Source organism: Vibrio sp. E150_018, from assembly GCF_053544035.1.
In genome coordinates, this window is sequence record NZ_JBHGNY010000002.1 from 113906 (window position 1) to 131982 (window position 18077).

Annotated in this window: 14 protein-coding genes; 9 read left to right on the plus strand and 5 right to left on the minus strand. The window is 41.8% G+C overall.

The annotated features are described in order from the left end of the window. The first annotated feature begins 109 nt into the window (after nt 1-109). Nucleotides 110-1366: a uracil-xanthine permease family protein gene (locus ACE3G9_RS03200; RefSeq protein WP_449218462.1), complete on the plus strand. Its 1257-nt coding sequence runs from the start codon at nt 110-112 to the stop codon at nt 1364-1366. A gap of 114 nt (nt 1367-1480) precedes the next feature. On the opposite strand, the gene ACE3G9_RS03205 is transcribed toward ACE3G9_RS03200, so the two are convergent. From ACE3G9_RS03205 to ACE3G9_RS03215, 3 genes are all read right to left on the minus strand, one after another. After that, nucleotides 1481-2092, minus strand: a complete 612-nt coding sequence (locus ACE3G9_RS03205; RefSeq protein WP_449218463.1) for a TIGR04211 family SH3 domain-containing protein — start codon at nt 2090-2092, stop codon at nt 1481-1483. Between the two features lie 280 nt (nt 2093-2372). Beyond that, complete coding sequence (locus tag ACE3G9_RS03210; protein ID WP_417880040.1) at nt 2373-3632, minus strand: inorganic phosphate transporter; 1260 nt, start codon at nt 3630-3632, stop codon at nt 2373-2375. Between the two features lie 116 nt (nt 3633-3748). Further along, nucleotides 3749-4429: a TIGR00153 family protein gene (locus ACE3G9_RS03215; RefSeq protein WP_417880041.1), complete on the minus strand. Its 681-nt coding sequence runs from the start codon at nt 4427-4429 to the stop codon at nt 3749-3751. A 253-nt stretch (nt 4430-4682) separates the two neighbouring features. Between ACE3G9_RS03215 and ACE3G9_RS03220 the strand changes: the two genes are divergently transcribed. After that, nucleotides 4683-6206: a CYTH and CHAD domain-containing protein gene (locus tag ACE3G9_RS03220; protein ID WP_417880042.1), complete on the plus strand. Its 1524-nt coding sequence runs from the start codon at nt 4683-4685 to the stop codon at nt 6204-6206. A gap of 97 nt (nt 6207-6303) precedes the next feature. On the opposite strand, the gene ACE3G9_RS03225 is transcribed toward ACE3G9_RS03220, so the two are convergent. Further along, nucleotides 6304-7059, minus strand: coding sequence for an ion transporter (locus tag ACE3G9_RS03225; protein WP_417880043.1), 756 nt, complete (start codon nt 7057-7059; stop codon nt 6304-6306). A gap of 155 nt (nt 7060-7214) precedes the next feature. Between ACE3G9_RS03225 and glnE the strand changes: the two genes are divergently transcribed. Beyond that, entirely contained in the window at nt 7215-10073 is a 2859-nt protein-coding gene (gene glnE / locus ACE3G9_RS03230) for a bifunctional [glutamate--ammonia ligase]-adenylyl-L-tyrosine phosphorylase/[glutamate--ammonia-ligase] adenylyltransferase (RefSeq protein ID WP_449218464.1), read from the plus strand. A gap of 89 nt (nt 10074-10162) precedes the next feature. Beyond that, entirely contained in the window at nt 10163-11593 is a 1431-nt protein-coding gene (gene hldE / locus ACE3G9_RS03235; RefSeq protein WP_417880045.1) for a bifunctional D-glycero-beta-D-manno-heptose-7-phosphate kinase/D-glycero-beta-D-manno-heptose 1-phosphate adenylyltransferase HldE, read from the plus strand. A 112-nt stretch (nt 11594-11705) separates the two neighbouring features. Here hldE and tolC read toward each other — a convergent pair whose 3' ends face one another. Then, on the minus strand, nt 11706-13061 hold the full coding sequence (gene tolC, locus ACE3G9_RS03240; protein ID WP_417880046.1) for an outer membrane channel protein TolC: 1356 nt from the start codon (nt 13059-13061) through the stop codon (nt 11706-11708). A 229-nt stretch (nt 13062-13290) separates the two neighbouring features. Here tolC and nudF point away from each other — a divergent pair, with 229 nt between their 5' ends. From nudF to parE, 5 genes are all read left to right on the plus strand, one after another. Next, nucleotides 13291-13917, plus strand: a complete 627-nt coding sequence (gene nudF, locus ACE3G9_RS03245) for an ADP-ribose diphosphatase (protein ID WP_449218465.1) — start codon at nt 13291-13293, stop codon at nt 13915-13917. 76 nt (nt 13918-13993) lie between these two features. Continuing rightward, a complete protein-coding gene (locus tag ACE3G9_RS03250) occupies nt 13994-14425 on the plus strand; it encodes a DUF1249 family protein (RefSeq protein ID WP_449218466.1) in 432 nt (143 codons plus the stop codon). An 89-nt stretch (nt 14426-14514) separates the two neighbouring features. Further along, nucleotides 14515-15324, plus strand: a complete 810-nt coding sequence (gene cpdA, locus ACE3G9_RS03255; protein ID WP_417880049.1) for a 3',5'-cyclic-AMP phosphodiesterase — start codon at nt 14515-14517, stop codon at nt 15322-15324. A gap of 105 nt (nt 15325-15429) precedes the next feature. Continuing rightward, nucleotides 15430-15999 carry an esterase YqiA gene (gene yqiA, locus ACE3G9_RS03260; RefSeq protein WP_417880136.1) on the plus strand — a complete coding sequence of 190 codons (570 nt, stop codon included), beginning with the start codon at nt 15430-15432 and terminating at the stop codon, nt 15997-15999. A 189-nt stretch (nt 16000-16188) separates the two neighbouring features. Beyond that, nucleotides 16189-18075 (plus strand): DNA topoisomerase IV subunit B, encoded by a 1887-nt coding sequence (gene parE, locus ACE3G9_RS03265; protein WP_449218467.1) that lies wholly within the window; start codon nt 16189-16191, stop codon nt 18073-18075. The last annotated feature ends 2 nt before the right edge of the window (nt 18076-18077 follow it).

Below are 18077 nucleotides of genomic sequence, written 5' to 3' on the forward strand. Positions count from 1 at the left end.
AAACGGTTTCTTAATGGATATTGTTAAGAATTACCTAAAATGTTTCAGCAAACATGCATTTTTTAATGCTAAAATTCATCGGTTTTTTTATAAAGGATGAAGGCTGCGTATGTTCCAGATATTACAAGGTGCTCAAATGTTATTCGTAGCATTTGGCGCACTGGTTTTAGTTCCTCTTTTAACTGGGTTAGATCCTAGCGTTGCGTTATTCGGTGCTGGTATCGGTACTCTTATCTTTCAAGTGATTACCAAGCGAAGCGTTCCCATTTTTCTTGCTTCTTCTTTCGCTTTCATTGCTCCTATAATGTACGGCATCCAGGCATGGGGTGTTGCTAGTACTTTAGGCGGTTTGATGACTGCGGGTGCTGTGTATGTGATATTAGGCGCGGTGATTAAAGTGCGTGGCAGTGGCTTCATTCATAAGTTACTACCACCGGTGGTCGTTGGCCCAGTGATCATGGTTATCGGTCTGGGGTTGGCACCTGCGGCCGTGAATATGGCGCTAGGTAAAAGTGGTGATGGTGGTATTCAAATTGTTGCTAATGATTCTGCATTATGGATTTCTGCTGTTTCTTTGATTGTGACCATTATTTTAAGCGTAATGGGTAAGGGCTTTTTTAAATTAGTGCCGATTCTTGGTGGTATTGTTTCTGGTTATATCATGAGCTTATTCTTCGGCGTAGTAGATTTTTCACCTGTTCAACAGGCGGCTTGGCTTGCAGTGCCTAACTTTACTTTCCCTGAGTTTAATATCAATGCGATACTATTTATGATCCCAGTGGCGATTGCGCCAGCGGTTGAGCATGTAGGTGATATTTTGGCGATTTCTAATGTGACTGGAAAAAATTACCTGAAAAAACCTGGCTTACATCGAACTATGGCTGGTGATGGGGTGGCAACTATGGCAGCAGCTATGTTTGGTGCACCACCCAATACTACCTACTCAGAGGTGACTGGAGCGGTAATGCTCACTAAAGCGTTTAATCCTGTGATCATGACATGGGCAGCAGTGACAGCTCTGGTATTGGCGTTTGTTGGTAAGTTAGGCGCAGTACTACAAACCATTCCTGTTCCTGTGATGGGTGGCATTATGATCTTACTATTCGGTTCGATTGCTGTCGTTGGTCTGAATACTTTGATTAAAAACCAAGTTGATTTACACAAGTCACGTAACCTAGTGATTGTGGCGGTGACATTGGTCTTTGGTATTGGTGGTATGGCGTTCGGTATTGGTGAGTTTAGCCTACAAGGTGTCAGCTTATGCGGTATTGTGGCGATTATTCTTAACCTAGTACTTCCTAAAGATATTGGCGAAAATCATATTGTCGATAACGCGCAAATGGAAGGCGATTCAGACGTTAAGTAATCTGAGCTGATACAACATTAAAGCGATAGATACAAAAAGTGCGCCTAATGATAATGAGGCGCACTTTTTTTATATTTTAAATAACCGTAACTGAGGTTAAATATCTAAATGGGATTAAGCCCAACCACCTGGATTTTTCTTACGGCGTGGAATAATGTGTGGCAGAATTAGACCAAATAATAGACCTAGACCTGCAACGCCACCCCCATACATGAAATAACGAAGTAGTAAGTCATCTTTTTGAGTGTCAATTCTTGCGCGCAACGCGCGAACTTCTTCTTGAGAGTCCGCAAGCTGCTGGTTGATTTCACGATAGTTAGTTTCTAAATCGGTAATTTGTTTTTTGCTTATCTCTAGAGAACTTACTAGACCTGCTTTTTCAGTATCCGATATTTCACGAGCTTTACTTAATTGCTCTTTTACCGTTGCTAATTCTTTTTCAAGTTTAGGCATACGAACCGCCATACTGACATTTTGAGTCACATACTTGCTCTCAATCCAGCCTTTACGACCTTTGGTATCTAAGATCTGGGTAAATTTAGTTGAGTTGTTGCGACCTAATACTTTTATCACTTCACCAGCATCAACACTACCAATGATACGGTAGTCATTACTTGGGCCTGAATGCATATAAGTAAAAAGTTGGTCTGAAATGTAGAAGTCACGTGCGTATGTTATTGGAGTAAAAAAACATGCCAATAATACTAAGCAAAGAAGCTTTTTCACATTTTGTCCCTTTTAATTTGGTATAAAGCTTTCAGTTGAATAAAGCTTTTTAATTTATATAAATCTAAAGGAGATGAACAGCAATTAGCTGCTTTAATAGTCCGATAAAACCAGACACCTTAAGTATCTCCAGAATTGGGTAGATATGAGCTTGTCAAATAGTAAGAAGTTTCAGCTTGAGGTGCAACAAAAGAGGGAGCTTTCGCTCCCTCTTTTTACCTTGCCGTAAAAAATATGACATAGCTATGACAGAATGTCTTACAGCAATAGTTGGATTGTATTATGCAAAGACGCCTTGAATTGCGTAGAAGAATACAATAGAAAGTACGGCACCTGCTGGTAGAGTAATGATCCAAGATGCCACGATATTACGTACTACACCCAGGTTCAATGCCGCGATACCACGAGCAAAACCTACACCTAATACCGCACCAACTAAGGTTTGTGTGGTTGAAATAGGTAAGCCAGTACCCGATGCCAATACTACAGTTGTTGCGGTTGCAAGTTGAGCTGCAAAACCACGGCTAGGAGTCAGTTCAGTAATACCGGTACCAACGGTTGCCATTACTTTGTGACCCATGGTCGCTAGGCCCACCACAATACCAATACCGCCTAATGGTAGAATCCACCATGCAATAGCACTTTTCTCTGTTAATTCGCCCATATGATCAATAGTAGATACAACCGCGGATAGTGGACCAATTGCATTGGCTACATCGTTTGAACCATGAGCAAATGCCATCGCACACGCAGTGATAACCATTAATACGCTAAAGATGCTCTCAACACCGGCAAAGTTATGGTCTTCTTTTTGATTGACAAATTTTTTGCTGATATAGATGTAACCACATACCATCACAAACGCAGAAATCAGTGCTGAACACATCCAAGCTTCGCTGTGAGTTAGATGTAGACCGATATGTTTTAAGCCTTTCTTAATGGTAACTAAAGCAATCACCATCGTGGTAATAAACATATAAACCGGTACAAAACGCTTAGCATTGTGGACCGGGTTTTCAGTATCGAAAATCAACCGTTGTGCACTGACAAATATGCCATAGGCAAATATACCAGCGATAAAGGGAGTGATTATCCAGCTACCCACGATGCCTTGTACTGAGTGCCAATCGACACCTTCGGTACCTACTGAAACACAAGCAAAACCGATAATTGCACCGATAATTGAGTGAGTGGTTGATACCGGCCAACCCATGTATGAAGCTAAAAGCAACCATGTGCCAGCAGCAAGTAATGCTGACATCATACCGTATACTAAAACGTCAGGTTGGGATACGTAGAATGAGGTTTCAATTACCCCTTTACGGATGGTGTCAGTTACTTCTCCGCCAGCTAGATAAGCACCAGCAAACTCGAAAATCATAGCAATAACAATTGCTTGTTTTACTGTTAGTGCTTTTGAGCCAACAGAAGTACCCATTGCATTGGCAACATCATTTGCACCAATACCAACAGCCATTAGGAAACCAAAGAACGCTGCAACTAAAATTAAAATAGTGCCGTAGTTTGCGAGGATATCCATCGTAATACCTAGTTTTTGAGATAACAATTCGGGTAAGTTTGGCGCAGGGAGTCACACCCAGCACTTACCACATTAGTTATTTTTTACTGTTTTGTTTATTGTAGCTGTGTCGAACGTTAAGAACGAGACAACATGACTTCCAAGCGAGCACCCACACGTTGTGCTTGATCGGCAATACCACCAACCCATTCAAGGATTTTGTATAAGAATACAATATCGATAGGGTTGTATTTAGATTCAATGGCCATTAACTGTTGACGAAGCTCAATTTGCATCGTGTCAGTGTCATCTTCAATTTCATCTAATTGGTTAATCATTTCTGCAACTAATGTTACTTCACGACCTTTAAAACCTGTTTCAAGTAGTTCATCTAGTTCATGAATAACTTCTTGTGCTTGACCTGCAGCGTCAAGGCAGCGAGAGACATAAGCTAGGAAAGCTTCTTGCATTTGCGTTGGTATTTCCAACTGACGTCCAATAACGCGACCCGCGATATCTTTAGCAAGGTTAGCAAGCTTGTCTTGTTGAGTGAGGAGTTCAAGCATGTCGGTACGATCTACCGGCATGAAAAGGCCACGTGGAAGTTTGAGACGGATCTCGCGCTTCAATACGTCAGCTTCACGCTCTAGGCGAGAGATGTTTTCACGAATGTTATTCGCTTCTTCCCAGTCGCCTTTGGCGCAAGTTTCAAAGAAAGGGATTAAATAGGAACAGCATTCATTTACACAAACAACATGTTCTTGCAAAGGCTTAATAGGGGACTTTGCAAATAACCCCATTATCGTATTTACTGGCATGGTTATTCAACCTACAAAAAAATATAACCCATTGGACATTTGGCCTAACTTTAGCTCAAATACTGGACTGTGCTATAAAGTCGCGCATGTTAACTTAATCTGAAAAGCATTAATACTATTTTAGATCATGTAATCTGCAGATCATATTATTGTGAGTTATAACTATACCCAAGTAATTTGATCATACATTTCCCTCTTGCTCACCACTCAATTCCACAATATCCTTTCTGGGTAATCAACAATAGGTATCATTATGGAAACCGAGATAGAACTTAAGTTTTTTGTTTCACCTGATTTCTCCGATATTTTAAAGCAAAAAATTGCCGAGACCAAAATCCTTCAGCATAGCCGTAAAGAGCTTGGTAATATTTATTTTGATACCGCTGATTCTTGGTTACGCGACCATGATATTGGTTTGCGGATTCGTGAAAGCGATGGCGTGTATGTTCAAACCGTTAAAACGTCAGGCCGAGTCGTCGCTGGCTTACATCAGCGCCCAGAATACAATGCTGAACATTCCAGTAATGAACCAAACCTTTTACTTCACCCTGATGATATTTGGCCCGCAGGTCGAGAAGTGTCAGTCTTACAAGAGCAAATTGTCCCACTATTCGCGACTAACTTTGAGCGTGAGCAATGGTTATTAAGCATGCCAGATGGAAGCCAAATAGAAGTGGCTTTCGATCAAGGTGTAGTGGTAGCTGGAGAGCAACAATCTCCTATTTGTGAAGTAGAGTTAGAACTGAAATCTGGGCAAACCGAATCTTTATTTGCTTTAGCGCGTATTTTGTCTGATCAAGGTGGCATGCGTTTAGGTAATTTAAGTAAAGCGGCACGCGGCTATCGTTTAGCACAAAACTACGTATCCGATCCGGTGTTAGACTTCGCTTTAATTGAAACTGACCCTAAATTCAGCGTCGAAGAATGTTTTGTTCAATCACTCGAACATGGTTTGTCGCACTGGCATTACCATGAACAAATCTATTGCGAGCAACAAACGATAGAGGCGTTAGAGCAAATAGATTACGCCATTCACTTTATTCGCCAATTATTTACGGTTTATGGTGGTATTGTTCCTCGCCGTGCTAGTGCTTTATTGCGACAAGAATTCAAATGGTTAGAAGAGGAGTTATCTTGGTTGAAAACCTCACAGTATTTAGAGGATTTAACCAAGGATAAAGGTTATACCTTGCGTAAGCTGGATTGCCAAAAGCAGTTGGTTTCGGTATTGAATGAACAAAAAGAAGCCCTACCTAATTCAGATTTGATTTTAAAGTTATTTGAATCTGCACGTTATACTGCAGTGTTGTTGGATTTAAGTCGTTGGATTTTATCGAAAGGCTGGCAACCATTTTTAGACGATAAAGCGCGTGATAAAATGGCGCAAGATGTTAAGCCTTTCGCGATAAAGCAACTGGATCGCAGTTGGGCCGAGTTAATCGAAGTTTTCCCTGTCGAGCGTGAGTTGTCTCGCCAAGATTATATCGACCAACAGGCTCGCTTGAGACGTAATTTGTTGACTGGATTAGCGTTCGCTTACTTGTTTGATTTAGAGTTGCGAACTCAGTTTCGCTTGCCTTGGGTAGACTTGTTGGAAGGGGTCGATGATTTATTGACACTAGATCCGTTACAACAACTATTGCCTGAGCTTGAAGAATCCGATCAAGAGCAGCTAGAGCGTTGGATAAGACGTCAAGAAATGTCGATTCTACATGCCATGGAGCAAACGCGTGCTCATTGTATTGAAGCTGCACCATATTGGCATCGAAACCATTAATCGATGCAATTCATGACTGATTAAGCCTAATAACGAACAAAGGGATCGAAAGATCCCTTTGTTATTTCTGCTGGTTGATTATTTGAAGTCTGAGAAGCTAATTATCTCGACCCTTCTGCTGAAGCTGTTGCTCTAAGCGTTCTATTTTATCGAACATGATTTGTTGCTGGGAAAGTAATTGTTGCAGCGCATTATTATCTTCTGCTTCGGTTTGTACCGGTGAAGTTAAAATTGATGTGATCAAACCAGAAATCATACCGAATATTCCCACACCACAGATAATCATTGCGGTAGCGAGTACTTTGCCTCCAGCGGTGACAGGATAGTGATCCCCATAACCTACCGTGGATATAGTGACTAAACTCCACCACAAAGCATCTCCAGCAGTATGGATGTTGCTATCAATTGCATCACGTTCGAACATCAACATAAAAATAGAGCCACTGCAGACTAAAATAATCAATAAAGTGAAGATGGTTGCTAAGGTTGCTTCTTTACGGTTCTGTTTGACTTGCTTGATAAAAGAGTTGCTATGGCGGAAGAGAGACAGCATTCTGACAATATGCCAGATTCGAGCAAGACGAAGAATTTCAATAGTAGGAATACTGGCGACGATATCTAGCCAATGGGATTTTAAATAGTTTAATTTGTTCGTTGAGCGACAGCAATCAACGGTCAATTGTAGTAAAAAGAGAACACAGATGGCGGTGTCTATGCCTAATAAGGTATGGCGGGTTTCTTGATCGACTGGAAACAAGAGCAAATAAATGACAATGCCGACGGAGATAAACGAAAGCAATAATGACATTAGGCTCATTGGTTTAAAATCGGAGCCGTTATGCATCTTAGCCATGGTGTTTCCTTATTAATTAATTTCTAACGTAGAATATCCCTAAGTGACTAGGGCTCATACTCTAGTCACTTGGGGGATAAACAAACTATCTGCACTTTATCATGCACAAGATACACGACCAATATAATGGTCTATTAATGAAACAAGGAGTTTCTATGAGTTTGCCTGCTGCGCTACAAGCCCTTTCTGATTCTGCATTCACTACATTACTTGAGCGTCATTCAAATAGCTTAGAAGATTGGTCACAAGACGAAAAGCAGCAACTCGAAACGGTTTTAGGTCTAAGCGATTTTATTACTGAATCGCTGATGAGTGATGAGACGTTACTCGAACAGTTGCCTCAACTACTTAAAGTAAACAAACGTGCTGAGAATTATCGTCAGGAGTTGCAGCAACGGTTATCGCAATGTGGCAATGAAATCGAGTTTTTACATCAGTTGCGGTTATTCCGTCGTCAAGAAATGGTGGTTATTGCTTGGCGTGACTTTTTGCAACAGTGGCCTCTGGAAACGAGCTTGCAGCATTTGTCGATGTTGGCAGAGGCGATGATTGTTGAAGCTTATCAATGGCAATATAAAGCATGTTGTGAAGAGTGGGGAACGCCGTGCAACGCGCAAGGAGAAGCCCAACCTATGCTGATTATTGGTATGGGAAAACTCGGTGGTGCTGAGCTGAACTTCTCTTCCGATATTGATTTGATTTTTACCTATCCAGAAAATGGCGAGACTCAAGGTAAGCGTCGAAGCTTAGATAATGCCCAGTTCTTTACTCGCCTAGGTCAGCGTGTGATCAAAGCACTCGACCAAACTACCTTTGATGGCTTTTGTTATCGAGTCGACATGCGGTTACGTCCATTTGGCGAAAGTGGCCCTTTGGTGATGAGTTATGCCGCACTAGAAGATTATTATCAAGAGCAAGGCCGTGATTGGGAACGTTACGCGATGGTAAAAGCTCGCGTGATGGGATGCGAAATGTATCCACAATACCAAGAGCTACGTCAGATGCTTAGGCCGTTTGTATTCCGTCGTTATATTGATTTTAGTGCGATCCAATCTTTGCGCCGAATGAAGTCTATGATCAGCGCTGAAGTGCGTCGCCGCGGTTTGAGCAATAACATCAAACTGGGCGCAGGCGGTATCCGTGAAATTGAATTTATCGTGCAAGTTTTTCAATTAATTCGTGGTGGACGAGAGCCGAGTTTGCAAGGGCGAGGCTTGCTGGAAACCTTAACCGCGATTGATGATCTTGGTCTGCTTGAGTCACATGAAGTGCAAACTTTGCGTGAATCTTATCTATTTCTACGTCGCCTCGAAAACTTATTGCAAGCGATAGGTGATAAGCAAACTCAAACCTTGCCAGATGATGAGCTTGATCAGCAGCGTTTAGCCTTTGCGATGTCGATGCCTGATTGGTCTTCATTAATTCAAACTACCTTCCAACACATGCAGAATGTTCATCAGGTTTTTGTTGATTTAATTGGTGAGGAAGAAGAGTCCGAAGATTCGGTTGCACCGCATTTTGTTGAAATGTGGGATATGGCCACCGAGGCGGATGTCTTAGAAACCATTTTGCAGCAAGATGTTGGCTCGGAACATGCGACGTCTTTAGCTGAAGTGATCGTGCCCTTTAAGCAAGACTTAGCTAAAAAGACACTAGGTCCACGCGGGCGTGAAGTGCTTGTTCGTTTAATGCCTAAAGTCTTCGAGGCGGTTTTTGCTCATAAAGATGCTCAGTTTGGTTTGGCGAGAGTATTACATTTACTTAATCGAATCGTGACTCGAACCACCTATCTAGAGTTACTAGAAGAACATCCTGGAGCGTTAAAGCAGCTAGTACGTTTGTGTACCGCAAGCCCGATGATTTCTGAAAAGTTAGGTCGTTATCCAATTTTGCTCGATGAGTTAATCGATCCTCAGCAATTGTATAACCCGATTGAATTGCATCAATATCGTTCTGAGTTGCGAGATTTTCTAGCGCGCATTCCAGAAGATGATATGGAGCAGCAAATGGAAGCGCTGCGCCAATTTAAGCAGATTTGTATTTTGCGAATTGCGGCTGCCGATATTGCTGGTGTACTGCCTGTGATGAAAGTGAGTGATCACTTAACGTATTTGGCAGAAGCGATTGTGGATGCGGTAGTGCAACAGGCATGGCTACAACTGACGGAAAAATATGGTGAGCCGAGTCATTTAGCGGATAGAGAAGGCCGCGGCTTTGCGGTGGTCGGTTATGGCAAAGTAGGCGGTTGGGAGCTAGGGTATAATTCCGATCTTGATGTGGTGTTTTTGCATGATTGTCCAACCAACGTCTATACCACAGGACAAAAAGAAATTGATGGTCGCCAATTTTACCTGAGGTTGGCACAACGCATTGTACATATTTTCTCTGTAAGAACTCCATCAGGAATTCTCTATGAAATGGATACTCGCTTACGTCCATCTGGCGTTTCCGGTTTATTGGCTTGTACAACAGAAACTTTTGAGGAGTATCAATTACAACAAGCTTGGACGTGGGAGCATCAAGCACTCGTGCGAGCTAGAGTGATTTATGGCGATTCTCAATTAGCAGAAAGCTTTAGCCGCATTCGACATAAGGTACTTACTCAAGTGCGAGATGCTGAAAAACTCCGCCAAGACGTTAGTAATATGCGAGAGAAAATGCGGGAACACTTAAGTGCCAAGAAGCCGGGCCGTTTTATGCTTAAACAAGATAAAGGCGGCATTACCGATATTGAGTTTTTAGTGCAATATTTGGTGTTGCAATATAGCCACACTCATTCACCGTTAACTCAATGGTCGGATAATGTGCGTATTTTGGAAAAAGCTGCCGAACAAGGCCTCATGACTAAGCAAGGGCGCGAGCAACTAACGGAAGCTTATACTTGCTTGCGTAATGAGACGCACCGTAGAAACTTGCTAAACTTAGACGCCGATGTTGATGATGCTCTTTTTATTGAACAAAGAGAGTGTGTGATTGACCATTGGCAGCATTGGTTTGTTAATCGCAGCGACTAAATACAAGCTTATAAGCCTGTGATATTATCGACATAACAACGTTAATTTTGTCTTAATGGCAGATAACCATTAAGCATGCGGAGAACAGTATGAAACCTATTTTGCCTGATTACGCCCAATCTGGTGTATTGATCATTGGTGATGTGATGCTAGATCGTTACTGGTATGGCCCAACAGGTCGTATTTCGCCTGAAGCACCGGTGCCGGTAGTTAAAATTGAAAATAATGAAGAAAGACCGGGTGGCGCAGCAAACGTTGCAATGAATATTGCGGCATTAGGTGGCAATGCAAAATTAGTCGGTTTAACCGGTGAAGATGAACCCGCTCAAGTGTTAAATCAAAAGTTATCGTCACTTAATGTCACTTGTGATTTTGTCACTGTGCCGAATCTACCGACGATTACTAAGCTACGAGTGATGAGCCGTGGCCAGCAATTAATTCGTTTAGATTTTGAAGACAGCTTTGAAGATGTTGATTCTAAGCCAATGTTAGAGCGTATGGCGCAATACCTACCTCAAGTAAAATCATTGATCCTATCTGATTATGGCAAAGGCGCATTAGACGATGTGCAAACCATGATTCAGCAAGCCAAAGCGGCCAATGTTCCCGTGTTTATTGACCCGAAAGGTGCCGACTTTGAACGTTATCGTGGCGCCACTCTACTTACGCCAAATTTATCAGAGTTTGAATTAGTAGTAGGTAAAACCAAAAACGAACAAGAGCTAGTAGAAAAAGGTTTAGCTTTGATTGAAAAGTTCGATTTCGAAGCGTTATTGGTGACACGTAGTGAGCATGGCATGACGTTACTACGCCGTGGTGAAGAACCTTTCCATCTACCAACTCAAGCACAAGAAGTGTTTGATGTAACGGGGGCTGGCGATACGGTAATTTCAGTATTAGCCGCTTCGGTTGCGGCGGGAAAAGATTTGAAAGAAGCTTGTGCCTTAGCGAATGCGGCAGCAGGTGTTGTGGTTGGTAAACTAGGTACTTCAACATTATCAACCATTGAATTAGCTGAAGCGATCCATGGTAGTAAAGATACCGATTATGGCGTGATCAGTGAGTCTGCTTTAATTGAAGCGGTCAAACGTGCGCGTGCCCGTGGTGAAAAAGTGGTGATGACTAATGGCTGCTTTGATATTTTGCATGCTGGCCATGTGTCTTATTTAAATAATGCCGCAGAGCTTGGTGATAAGCTTATCGTGGCAGTAAATACTGATGCGTCAGTGAAATGTCTTAAAGGTCCTGGCCGTCCAGTGAATCCTACTGATCGCCGTATGGCAGTGTTAGCCGGACTTGGTGCGGTTGATTGGGTCGTACCGTTTAGTGAAGAGACGCCACAACGCTTAATCTCAGAAGTACTACCAAGTATTCTTGTCAAAGGCGGCGATTATAAGCCGGAAGAGATTGCTGGTGGTGAAGAAGTGATTGCGGCTGGTGGAGAAGTGAAAGTATTAAACTTTGAAGATGGCTGTTCAACGTCAGAGATCATTAATGCAATTAAAGGCGGAAAAGGTTAATCCTTTCTGTTTCGAATAACTAACCTAAAGAGACACAAAAACGCCACTTCAATTGAAGTGGCGTTTTTATTTAAGCGAGAATTAAAAACTCTGATTGTTGTCAGATCAGAGATTATGATGGACGTTTAAGACCGGCATTGATATCTAGGATATCTTGTTCGCTTAATGTACCCACTGCTTGTTTTAGCTGAAGTACGCTTAGTATATAGCCGTAACGAGCATCTGAAAGCTGACGGTTTGCATCATATAGTCGACGTGTTGCATCTAACACATCCACAATGGTACGAGTACCCACTTCATAGCCAGCTTCTGTTGCTTCTAAAGCGGATTTAGCTGAAACCACAGATTGCTCATAAGCACGGATTGAACCAATTGAAGCGTTAATGTTGTTGTAGTAAGCGCGAACATTTTTCACTACGTTACGGTAAGTCGCTTCAAGTTGTTGGCTTGCTGATACGTATTGGTATTGAGCGGTTTTCACATCGGCACTGGTTGAGCCACCTTGGTATAGTGGAACCACTAAATTAATACCAATGTTGTAGTCGTTACTGGTGTAGTTTCCTGCCGCTGTGTGATTTTTGTGTTCATCAATATCGGAATATTGATACCCACCATCAAGGGTTAGTGATGGTGTGTAACCTGATTGAGCTAAAGAAATGTTGCTTTTAGCAATATCTTGCGCAATACGAGCAGTTAATAGATTAAGGTTTTTTTGTTGTGCTTCATCAACTAAAGTGTTTTGGTTGGTCTGCGGCACATTAGCAGCAAAACGTTTGGTATCTAACACGCTGAGATCTTTGTGATCTTGGCCAGTGATTTCACGTAGTGCTTCATAGCTGTTAGTCACATCATTTTTCGCTAGAATTTCATCGGCTAAAACACTGTCGTATTGAGCCTGAGCATCATGAACATCGGTAATCGCAGATAAACCAACTTCAAAACGTTGTTTGGTTTGTTCAAGTTGACGAGCAACTGCTTTTTTTTCAGCCTGGATAAAGGTGAGGTTATCTTGTGCTTGCAGTACCTCAAAGTAGGCTTGAGAAACACGCAAAATCATTGCTTGTTGTTCTGCGGCGTAGGCTGAATCTTGTTGGCGAGCATTTTGCTCAGCAATATCTAAATTTACCCAGCTGTCACGACTGTATAATTCTTGAGAGAGTTCCACGCCGGCAGTGAATGCATTTTGCTCTGATGGTGAACCTAAAGTAGGGCTAGAAACAGAGTGTGAACCAGTGTGGGTATTAATATTACGAGTGATATTGTAACCCGCGGTCAAATTAATTTGAGGCAAAAGATCACCACGGCTTGACTCGATCGCTTCAAAAGAGGCGTCACGGTCAGCTTTTGAACGTAATAATTGAGGATCGTTTTCTTTTGCTTGATTATAAATCTCTGCCAGATCATCAGCGTGTGCAAGGTGAACGCCACCTAGAGTCAGGCCAATGATAAGTGGAAGCAGTTTTTTCATGATTCTTTCCCGCTTATAAAATTAATAGACAACATGGCTTAGATTGTAACCTAAGTAGCTAGAATGTTATGCAAACTTTTACACTATTTTATCATTTACTATCCAACTGGATAATAAGTTAGGTTAAAATTAAAAAAAACTCAATGTTTATCAAATAAATTTATAACAACGCTTGTTGATTGATTATTATCGTGATTAGATCTCTGATTCGATAAAAAGGAGTTTCACCATGAACTTTAAACCATTTCGGTCGCTTTTTCAGTCTAGTGACGTTCAAATTGAGAGCAAAGAAACTGTATTTAATGGTTTTTTTAAAGTAGTGAAATACACCTTTAAGCATCGTTTATTCGCGGGTGGTTGGAGTCCGCCGGTGATTCGTGAAATGTTTGAGAGAGGCCATGCCGCCGCTTTATTGGCTTATGATTCTACCCGTGACCAAGTAGTATTAATCGAGCAAATTCGAGTTGGCGCACTAGAGCATTCATCACCTTGGCAGCTAGAAATTATCGCAGGCATCAATGATAAGGATGAGCCACTCGATCAAGTCGTTCGGCGTGAAGCCAAGGAAGAAGCGGGCATTGAAATCGGCGAAGTGGAGCATATTAGCCACTATTATCCTTCGTCTGGCGGCTGCTCTGAAACTTTAGATGTGTTCATTGGTCAAGTCGATGCTGGTTTAGCGTCTGGTATTCACGGAGTGGATGACGAAGACGAAGATATTCAAGTGCACGTAATGAGTCGTGAGCAAGCGTATCAGCTGGTCGAATCTGGTGTGATTGAAAATGGTGCCACTATTATTGCTCTACTATGGTTAGAGTTAAATCATCAAAAGCTCAAACAGCGTTGGGCTGAGTAAAGACTCTATAGTCGATGAACTATCTCGATGTTTTGAAGACTAAAAATATTCAAGAAAAAGGTTTCTAAGGTTATTAATGCAAAAGTTGCAAAAAGCGTATCATGTTGATTTGGCGGGTTTAATGCGAGTATATGAAACCAATTATGCCAAAATGAATTCTTTATTGCCGTTTGAACCTACGGTAGGGGATACGCGTTCGTATCAAGTTTCGCAAATGGCTTATCAATTAGAAATTAAAGAAATTACGCGTTACACGACTTTAGTCGATGTTTGTCAATGTGATGTTCGTCCAGTATTCCCATTGCCGCGCATGCAAGTACGTTTATATCATGATGCTCGAGTTGCGGAAGTGTGTGCTAGTGAGCAGATTTCTCGGGTAGAAGCGCGTTATGATTATCCTAATAAAAGAATGATGCAAAAAGACGAAAAGTTCCAAGTAAACCAATTTCTTGGTGAGTGGTTAAGCTTTTGTTTAAGGCACGGAATTAGCCGTGCTCCTATTTATTAGTTTCAATCATTTTATTAATCTCACCCCAACTAATTAATTTTAACTATAGTATATTTGAGTTAGCAGCCTTGAAAAAAGATTCTCCTAATATGATTGAACCAGATCGTGAAGATATAACCTTGGTTCAAATTACTGATACCCACCTTTTTGCGGATGACAAAGGGGAGTTACTTGGTGTGAATACCTTAAGTAGCTTTTCTGCTGTGGTTGCTGATATTGAAAAACAAGCACTCGATTATGACGCTTTGATTATGACTGGGGATGTATCGCAAGATCATACTGATGCTTCTTATGCCAACTTTGAGCAAGGCATTGCCCCTTTGAGTAAGCCTTGTTATTGGTTACCGGGCAATCACGATTATCAACCAAGCATGCGAAGTGTTTATCCTTCTACCCAAATTCAACAAGATACACATCTGTTGGTAGGTAAGTATTGGCAAGTCATTTTATTAGATAGTCAAGCTGAAGGCAGTCCACATGGATTTTTGACTGAGCAACAACGGCAGTATTTATCAGATTGTCTATCTGAGCACTCTGACCGTTTTAGTTTAGTGTTATTGCACCATCATCCATTATTGGTGGGGAGCCAGTGGCTCGATCAACATTGCTTGCATAACAGTGATGAATTCTGGAAAACGCTAGAGCCATTTAATAATGTGAAAGCGGTATTATGTGGTCATGTTCACCAAGATTTCCATCAAGTTCATCAAGGTGTTGAGGTGCTGACGAGTCCATCGACTTGCATTCAGTTTAAGCCGCGATCGAATAACTTTGCCCTTGATAAAGTATCTCCAGGTTGGCGTTCTTTGAGTTTGAAGGCTAACGGTCAGCTTGATACTCAAGTGTATCGATTGGAGGGAGAGGAGTTCTTACCAAACTTTGAGGCGCAAGGATACTAATCCCCTTAATATTATTTAACGGTACATGAGTTTATACCTAGATGACTTGGGTATACAATAGCGCCTCAATCAATAACTGAGGAGTGTCTCGTGTCCAAACCTTCAATGTTGCTGTATTTACATGGCTTTAACAGCTCTCCCGGTTCTCATAAAGCCAATGTTATTCGTCAATACTGTCAGCAACATCGCCCTGATATTAAGTTAGAAATCCCACAGCTCCCTCATTTTCCGAAACGTGCCGCCGATTACATTGATGCTTTTGTGAGTAACCATCAACGAGAATATAATATTGGTTTAGTTGGCAGCTCATTAGGTGGCTATTTATCTACTTGGCTTAATGATAAATATGGTTGTCGAGCCGTGGTGATTAATCCAGCAGTTCGTCCTTATGAGTTATTGGTTAACTTCCTTGGTCAACAAACCAATCCTTATACTCAGCAACACTACGTATTAGAACAGAAACATATTTTAGAGCTTAAAGCACTTGAAGTGGCAAGTCTTAGATCGCCACAAGATTTCTGGTTATTACAACAAAAAGGCGATGAAGTGCTCGATTATCGTCAAGCGGTAGAAAAATATCAGCATAGTCGCTCAACCGTTGAAGTCGGCGGTGATCACAGTTTTGTGAATTTTGAACGCTACCCACAACAAATTATTGAGTTTTTGCAACTGTAGTGTGTTTACCGTTATCGTATGAAACTCGTATCTTGAGGTTGTCTGGGGATAACTATAGAATCCTTTATGTCTTTGTGGCTTAACTTGACATTGTATATGGGGATACAGAGTATATTTCCAATGAATACTATGTGACATCATTTGTATGCCAAAATGGCTACCATCTTTTTTTGAGAATATCTTTTTATTATGACTGAACAATATAATGCTGGTGCGATTGAGGTCCTAAATGGGCTCGAGCCGGTTCGCCGTCGTCCGGGGATGTATACCGATACGGTACGTCCAAACCATCTGGCGCAAGAAGTTATAGATAACAGTGTCGATGAAGCCTTAGCTGGTCATGCATCTAAAGTGCAGGTGATACTCCATGCTGATCAATCAATAGAAGTTGCCGATGATGGGCGAGGTATGCCAGTCGATATCCACCCAGAAGAGAAAATCTCAGGGGTGGAGCTGATTTTCTGTAAATTGCATGCGGGTGGTAAGTTCTCAAATAAAAACTACCAATTCTCTGGCGGTTTGCATGGGGTAGGTATCTCGGTTGTGAATGCCTTATCCAAACGTGTCGAAGTAACGATTAGACGCGATGCTCAAGTGTATGAAATCGCATTTGAAAACGGTAATAAAGTATCTGAACTTGAAATCACCGGTACTTGTGGTCGTCGTAACACTGGGACTAGTGTTCATTTTTGGCCAGATGCTTCTTATTTTGATTCTGGCAACTTTTCCGTTAGTCGTTTAGTTAATAATTTACGTGCAAAAGCCGTGTTATGCCCAGGTCTTGAAATTGAGTTTATCGATAAAGTGAATGATAAAACTCACAAATGGCTTTATGAAGATGGCTTAAAAGATTACCTAGTTGAAGGGGTTAAAAGTTTCCCTGTATTGCCTGAAGAACCTTTTACAGGTGAGTTTATTGCACAAACCGAAGCTGCGAATTGGGCGATTATTTGGTTGCCAGAAGGTGGCGATTTAATTACAGAAAGTTACGTTAACCTGATCCCAACTGCTCAAGGTGGTACACACGTTAACGGTTTACGCCAAGGCTTACTGGATGCAATGCGTGAGTTCTGTGAATTCCGCAACCTGCTGCCACGTGGTGTGAAATTAACCGGTGATGATATTTTTGACCGCTGTGCTTATGTACTGTCGATCAAAATGCAAGATCCTCAATTTGCCGGTCAAACCAAAGAGCGTTTATCTTCTCGTCAATCGGCCGCTTTTGTTTCTGGCGTGGTCAAAGATGCTTTCAGTTTATGGCTAAATGAAAAACCACAAATTGCTGAACTACTTGCAGAATCTTGTATTGCCAACGCCCATCGTCGTATGCGTGCCAGTAAAAAAGTGGTGCGTAAGAAAGTGGCTTCTGGTCCAGCATTGCCGGGTAAATTGACCGATTGTTCGGTGCAAGATTTAAACCGTACCGAACTTTTCTTAGTGGAAGGGGACTCGGCGGGCGGCTCAGCCAAGCAAGCTCGCGATCGTGAATTCCAAGCCATCATGCCGCTGCGTGGTAAAATTTTAAATACTTGGGAAGTGTCTTCAGACCAAGTTCTTGCCTCTGATGAAGTTCATAATATCTCGGTTGCATTAGGTATCGACCCAGATACTGATAGTCTTGATGGTTTACGCTACGGAAAAATTTGTATTCTTGCCGATGCGGACTCAGATGGTTTGCATATTGCGACCCTGCTTTGTGCGCTATTTATGCGTCATTTTGAATCGTTGGTTCGTGCTGGCCATGTGTATGTTGCCATGCCTCCTTTGTTCCGTATCGACTGTGGTAAAGAAGTCTTCTATGCCTTAGATGAAGCTGAAAAAGATGGCATTTTAGAGCGATTAAGCAACAAGAAAGCCAAAATTAACGTGCAGCGATTTAAAGGTTTGGGTGAGATGAACCCATTGCAGCTTCGCGAAACGACCATGGATCCAAACACTCGTCGCTTAGTGCAATTAACCGTAGATGACGATGAACAAACCATGGAAATGATGGACATGCTACTTGGTAAAAAGCGAGCGGAAGACCGTCGTAATTGGCTACAAGCCTACGGTGATCAAGCAGACGTAGAGCTATAAGC

Bases quoted from the DNA above. Each gene is read 5' to 3' on its own strand.
- ACE3G9_RS03200 (WP_449218462.1), top strand. From the start codon at position 110: ATGTTCCAGATATTACAAGGTGCTCAAATGTTATTCGTAGCATTTGGC.
- ACE3G9_RS03210 (WP_417880040.1), bottom strand. From the start codon at position 3,632: ATGGATATCCTCGCAAACTACGGCACTATTTTAATTTTAGTTGCAGCG.
- ACE3G9_RS03215 (WP_417880041.1), bottom strand. From the start codon at position 4,429: ATGCCAGTAAATACGATAATGGGGTTATTTGCAAAGTCCCCTATTAAG.
- ACE3G9_RS03220 (WP_417880042.1), top strand. From the start codon at position 4,683: ATGGAAACCGAGATAGAACTTAAGTTTTTTGTTTCACCTGATTTCTCC.
- ACE3G9_RS03225 (WP_417880043.1), bottom strand. From the start codon at position 7,059: ATGGCTAAGATGCATAACGGCTCCGATTTTAAACCAATGAGCCTAATG.
- glnE (WP_449218464.1), top strand. From the start codon at position 7,215: ATGAGTTTGCCTGCTGCGCTACAAGCCCTTTCTGATTCTGCATTCACT.
- hldE (WP_417880045.1), top strand. From the start codon at position 10,163: ATGAAACCTATTTTGCCTGATTACGCCCAATCTGGTGTATTGATCATT.
- tolC (WP_417880046.1), bottom strand. From the start codon at position 13,061: ATGAAAAAACTGCTTCCACTTATCATTGGCCTGACTCTAGGTGGCGTT.
- nudF (WP_449218465.1), top strand. From the start codon at position 13,291: ATGAACTTTAAACCATTTCGGTCGCTTTTTCAGTCTAGTGACGTTCAA.
- ACE3G9_RS03250 (WP_449218466.1), top strand. From the start codon at position 13,994: ATGCAAAAGTTGCAAAAAGCGTATCATGTTGATTTGGCGGGTTTAATG.
- cpdA (WP_417880049.1), top strand. From the start codon at position 14,515: ATGATTGAACCAGATCGTGAAGATATAACCTTGGTTCAAATTACTGAT.
- yqiA (WP_417880136.1), top strand. From the start codon at position 15,430: ATGTTGCTGTATTTACATGGCTTTAACAGCTCTCCCGGTTCTCATAAA.
- parE (WP_449218467.1), top strand. From the start codon at position 16,189: ATGACTGAACAATATAATGCTGGTGCGATTGAGGTCCTAAATGGGCTC.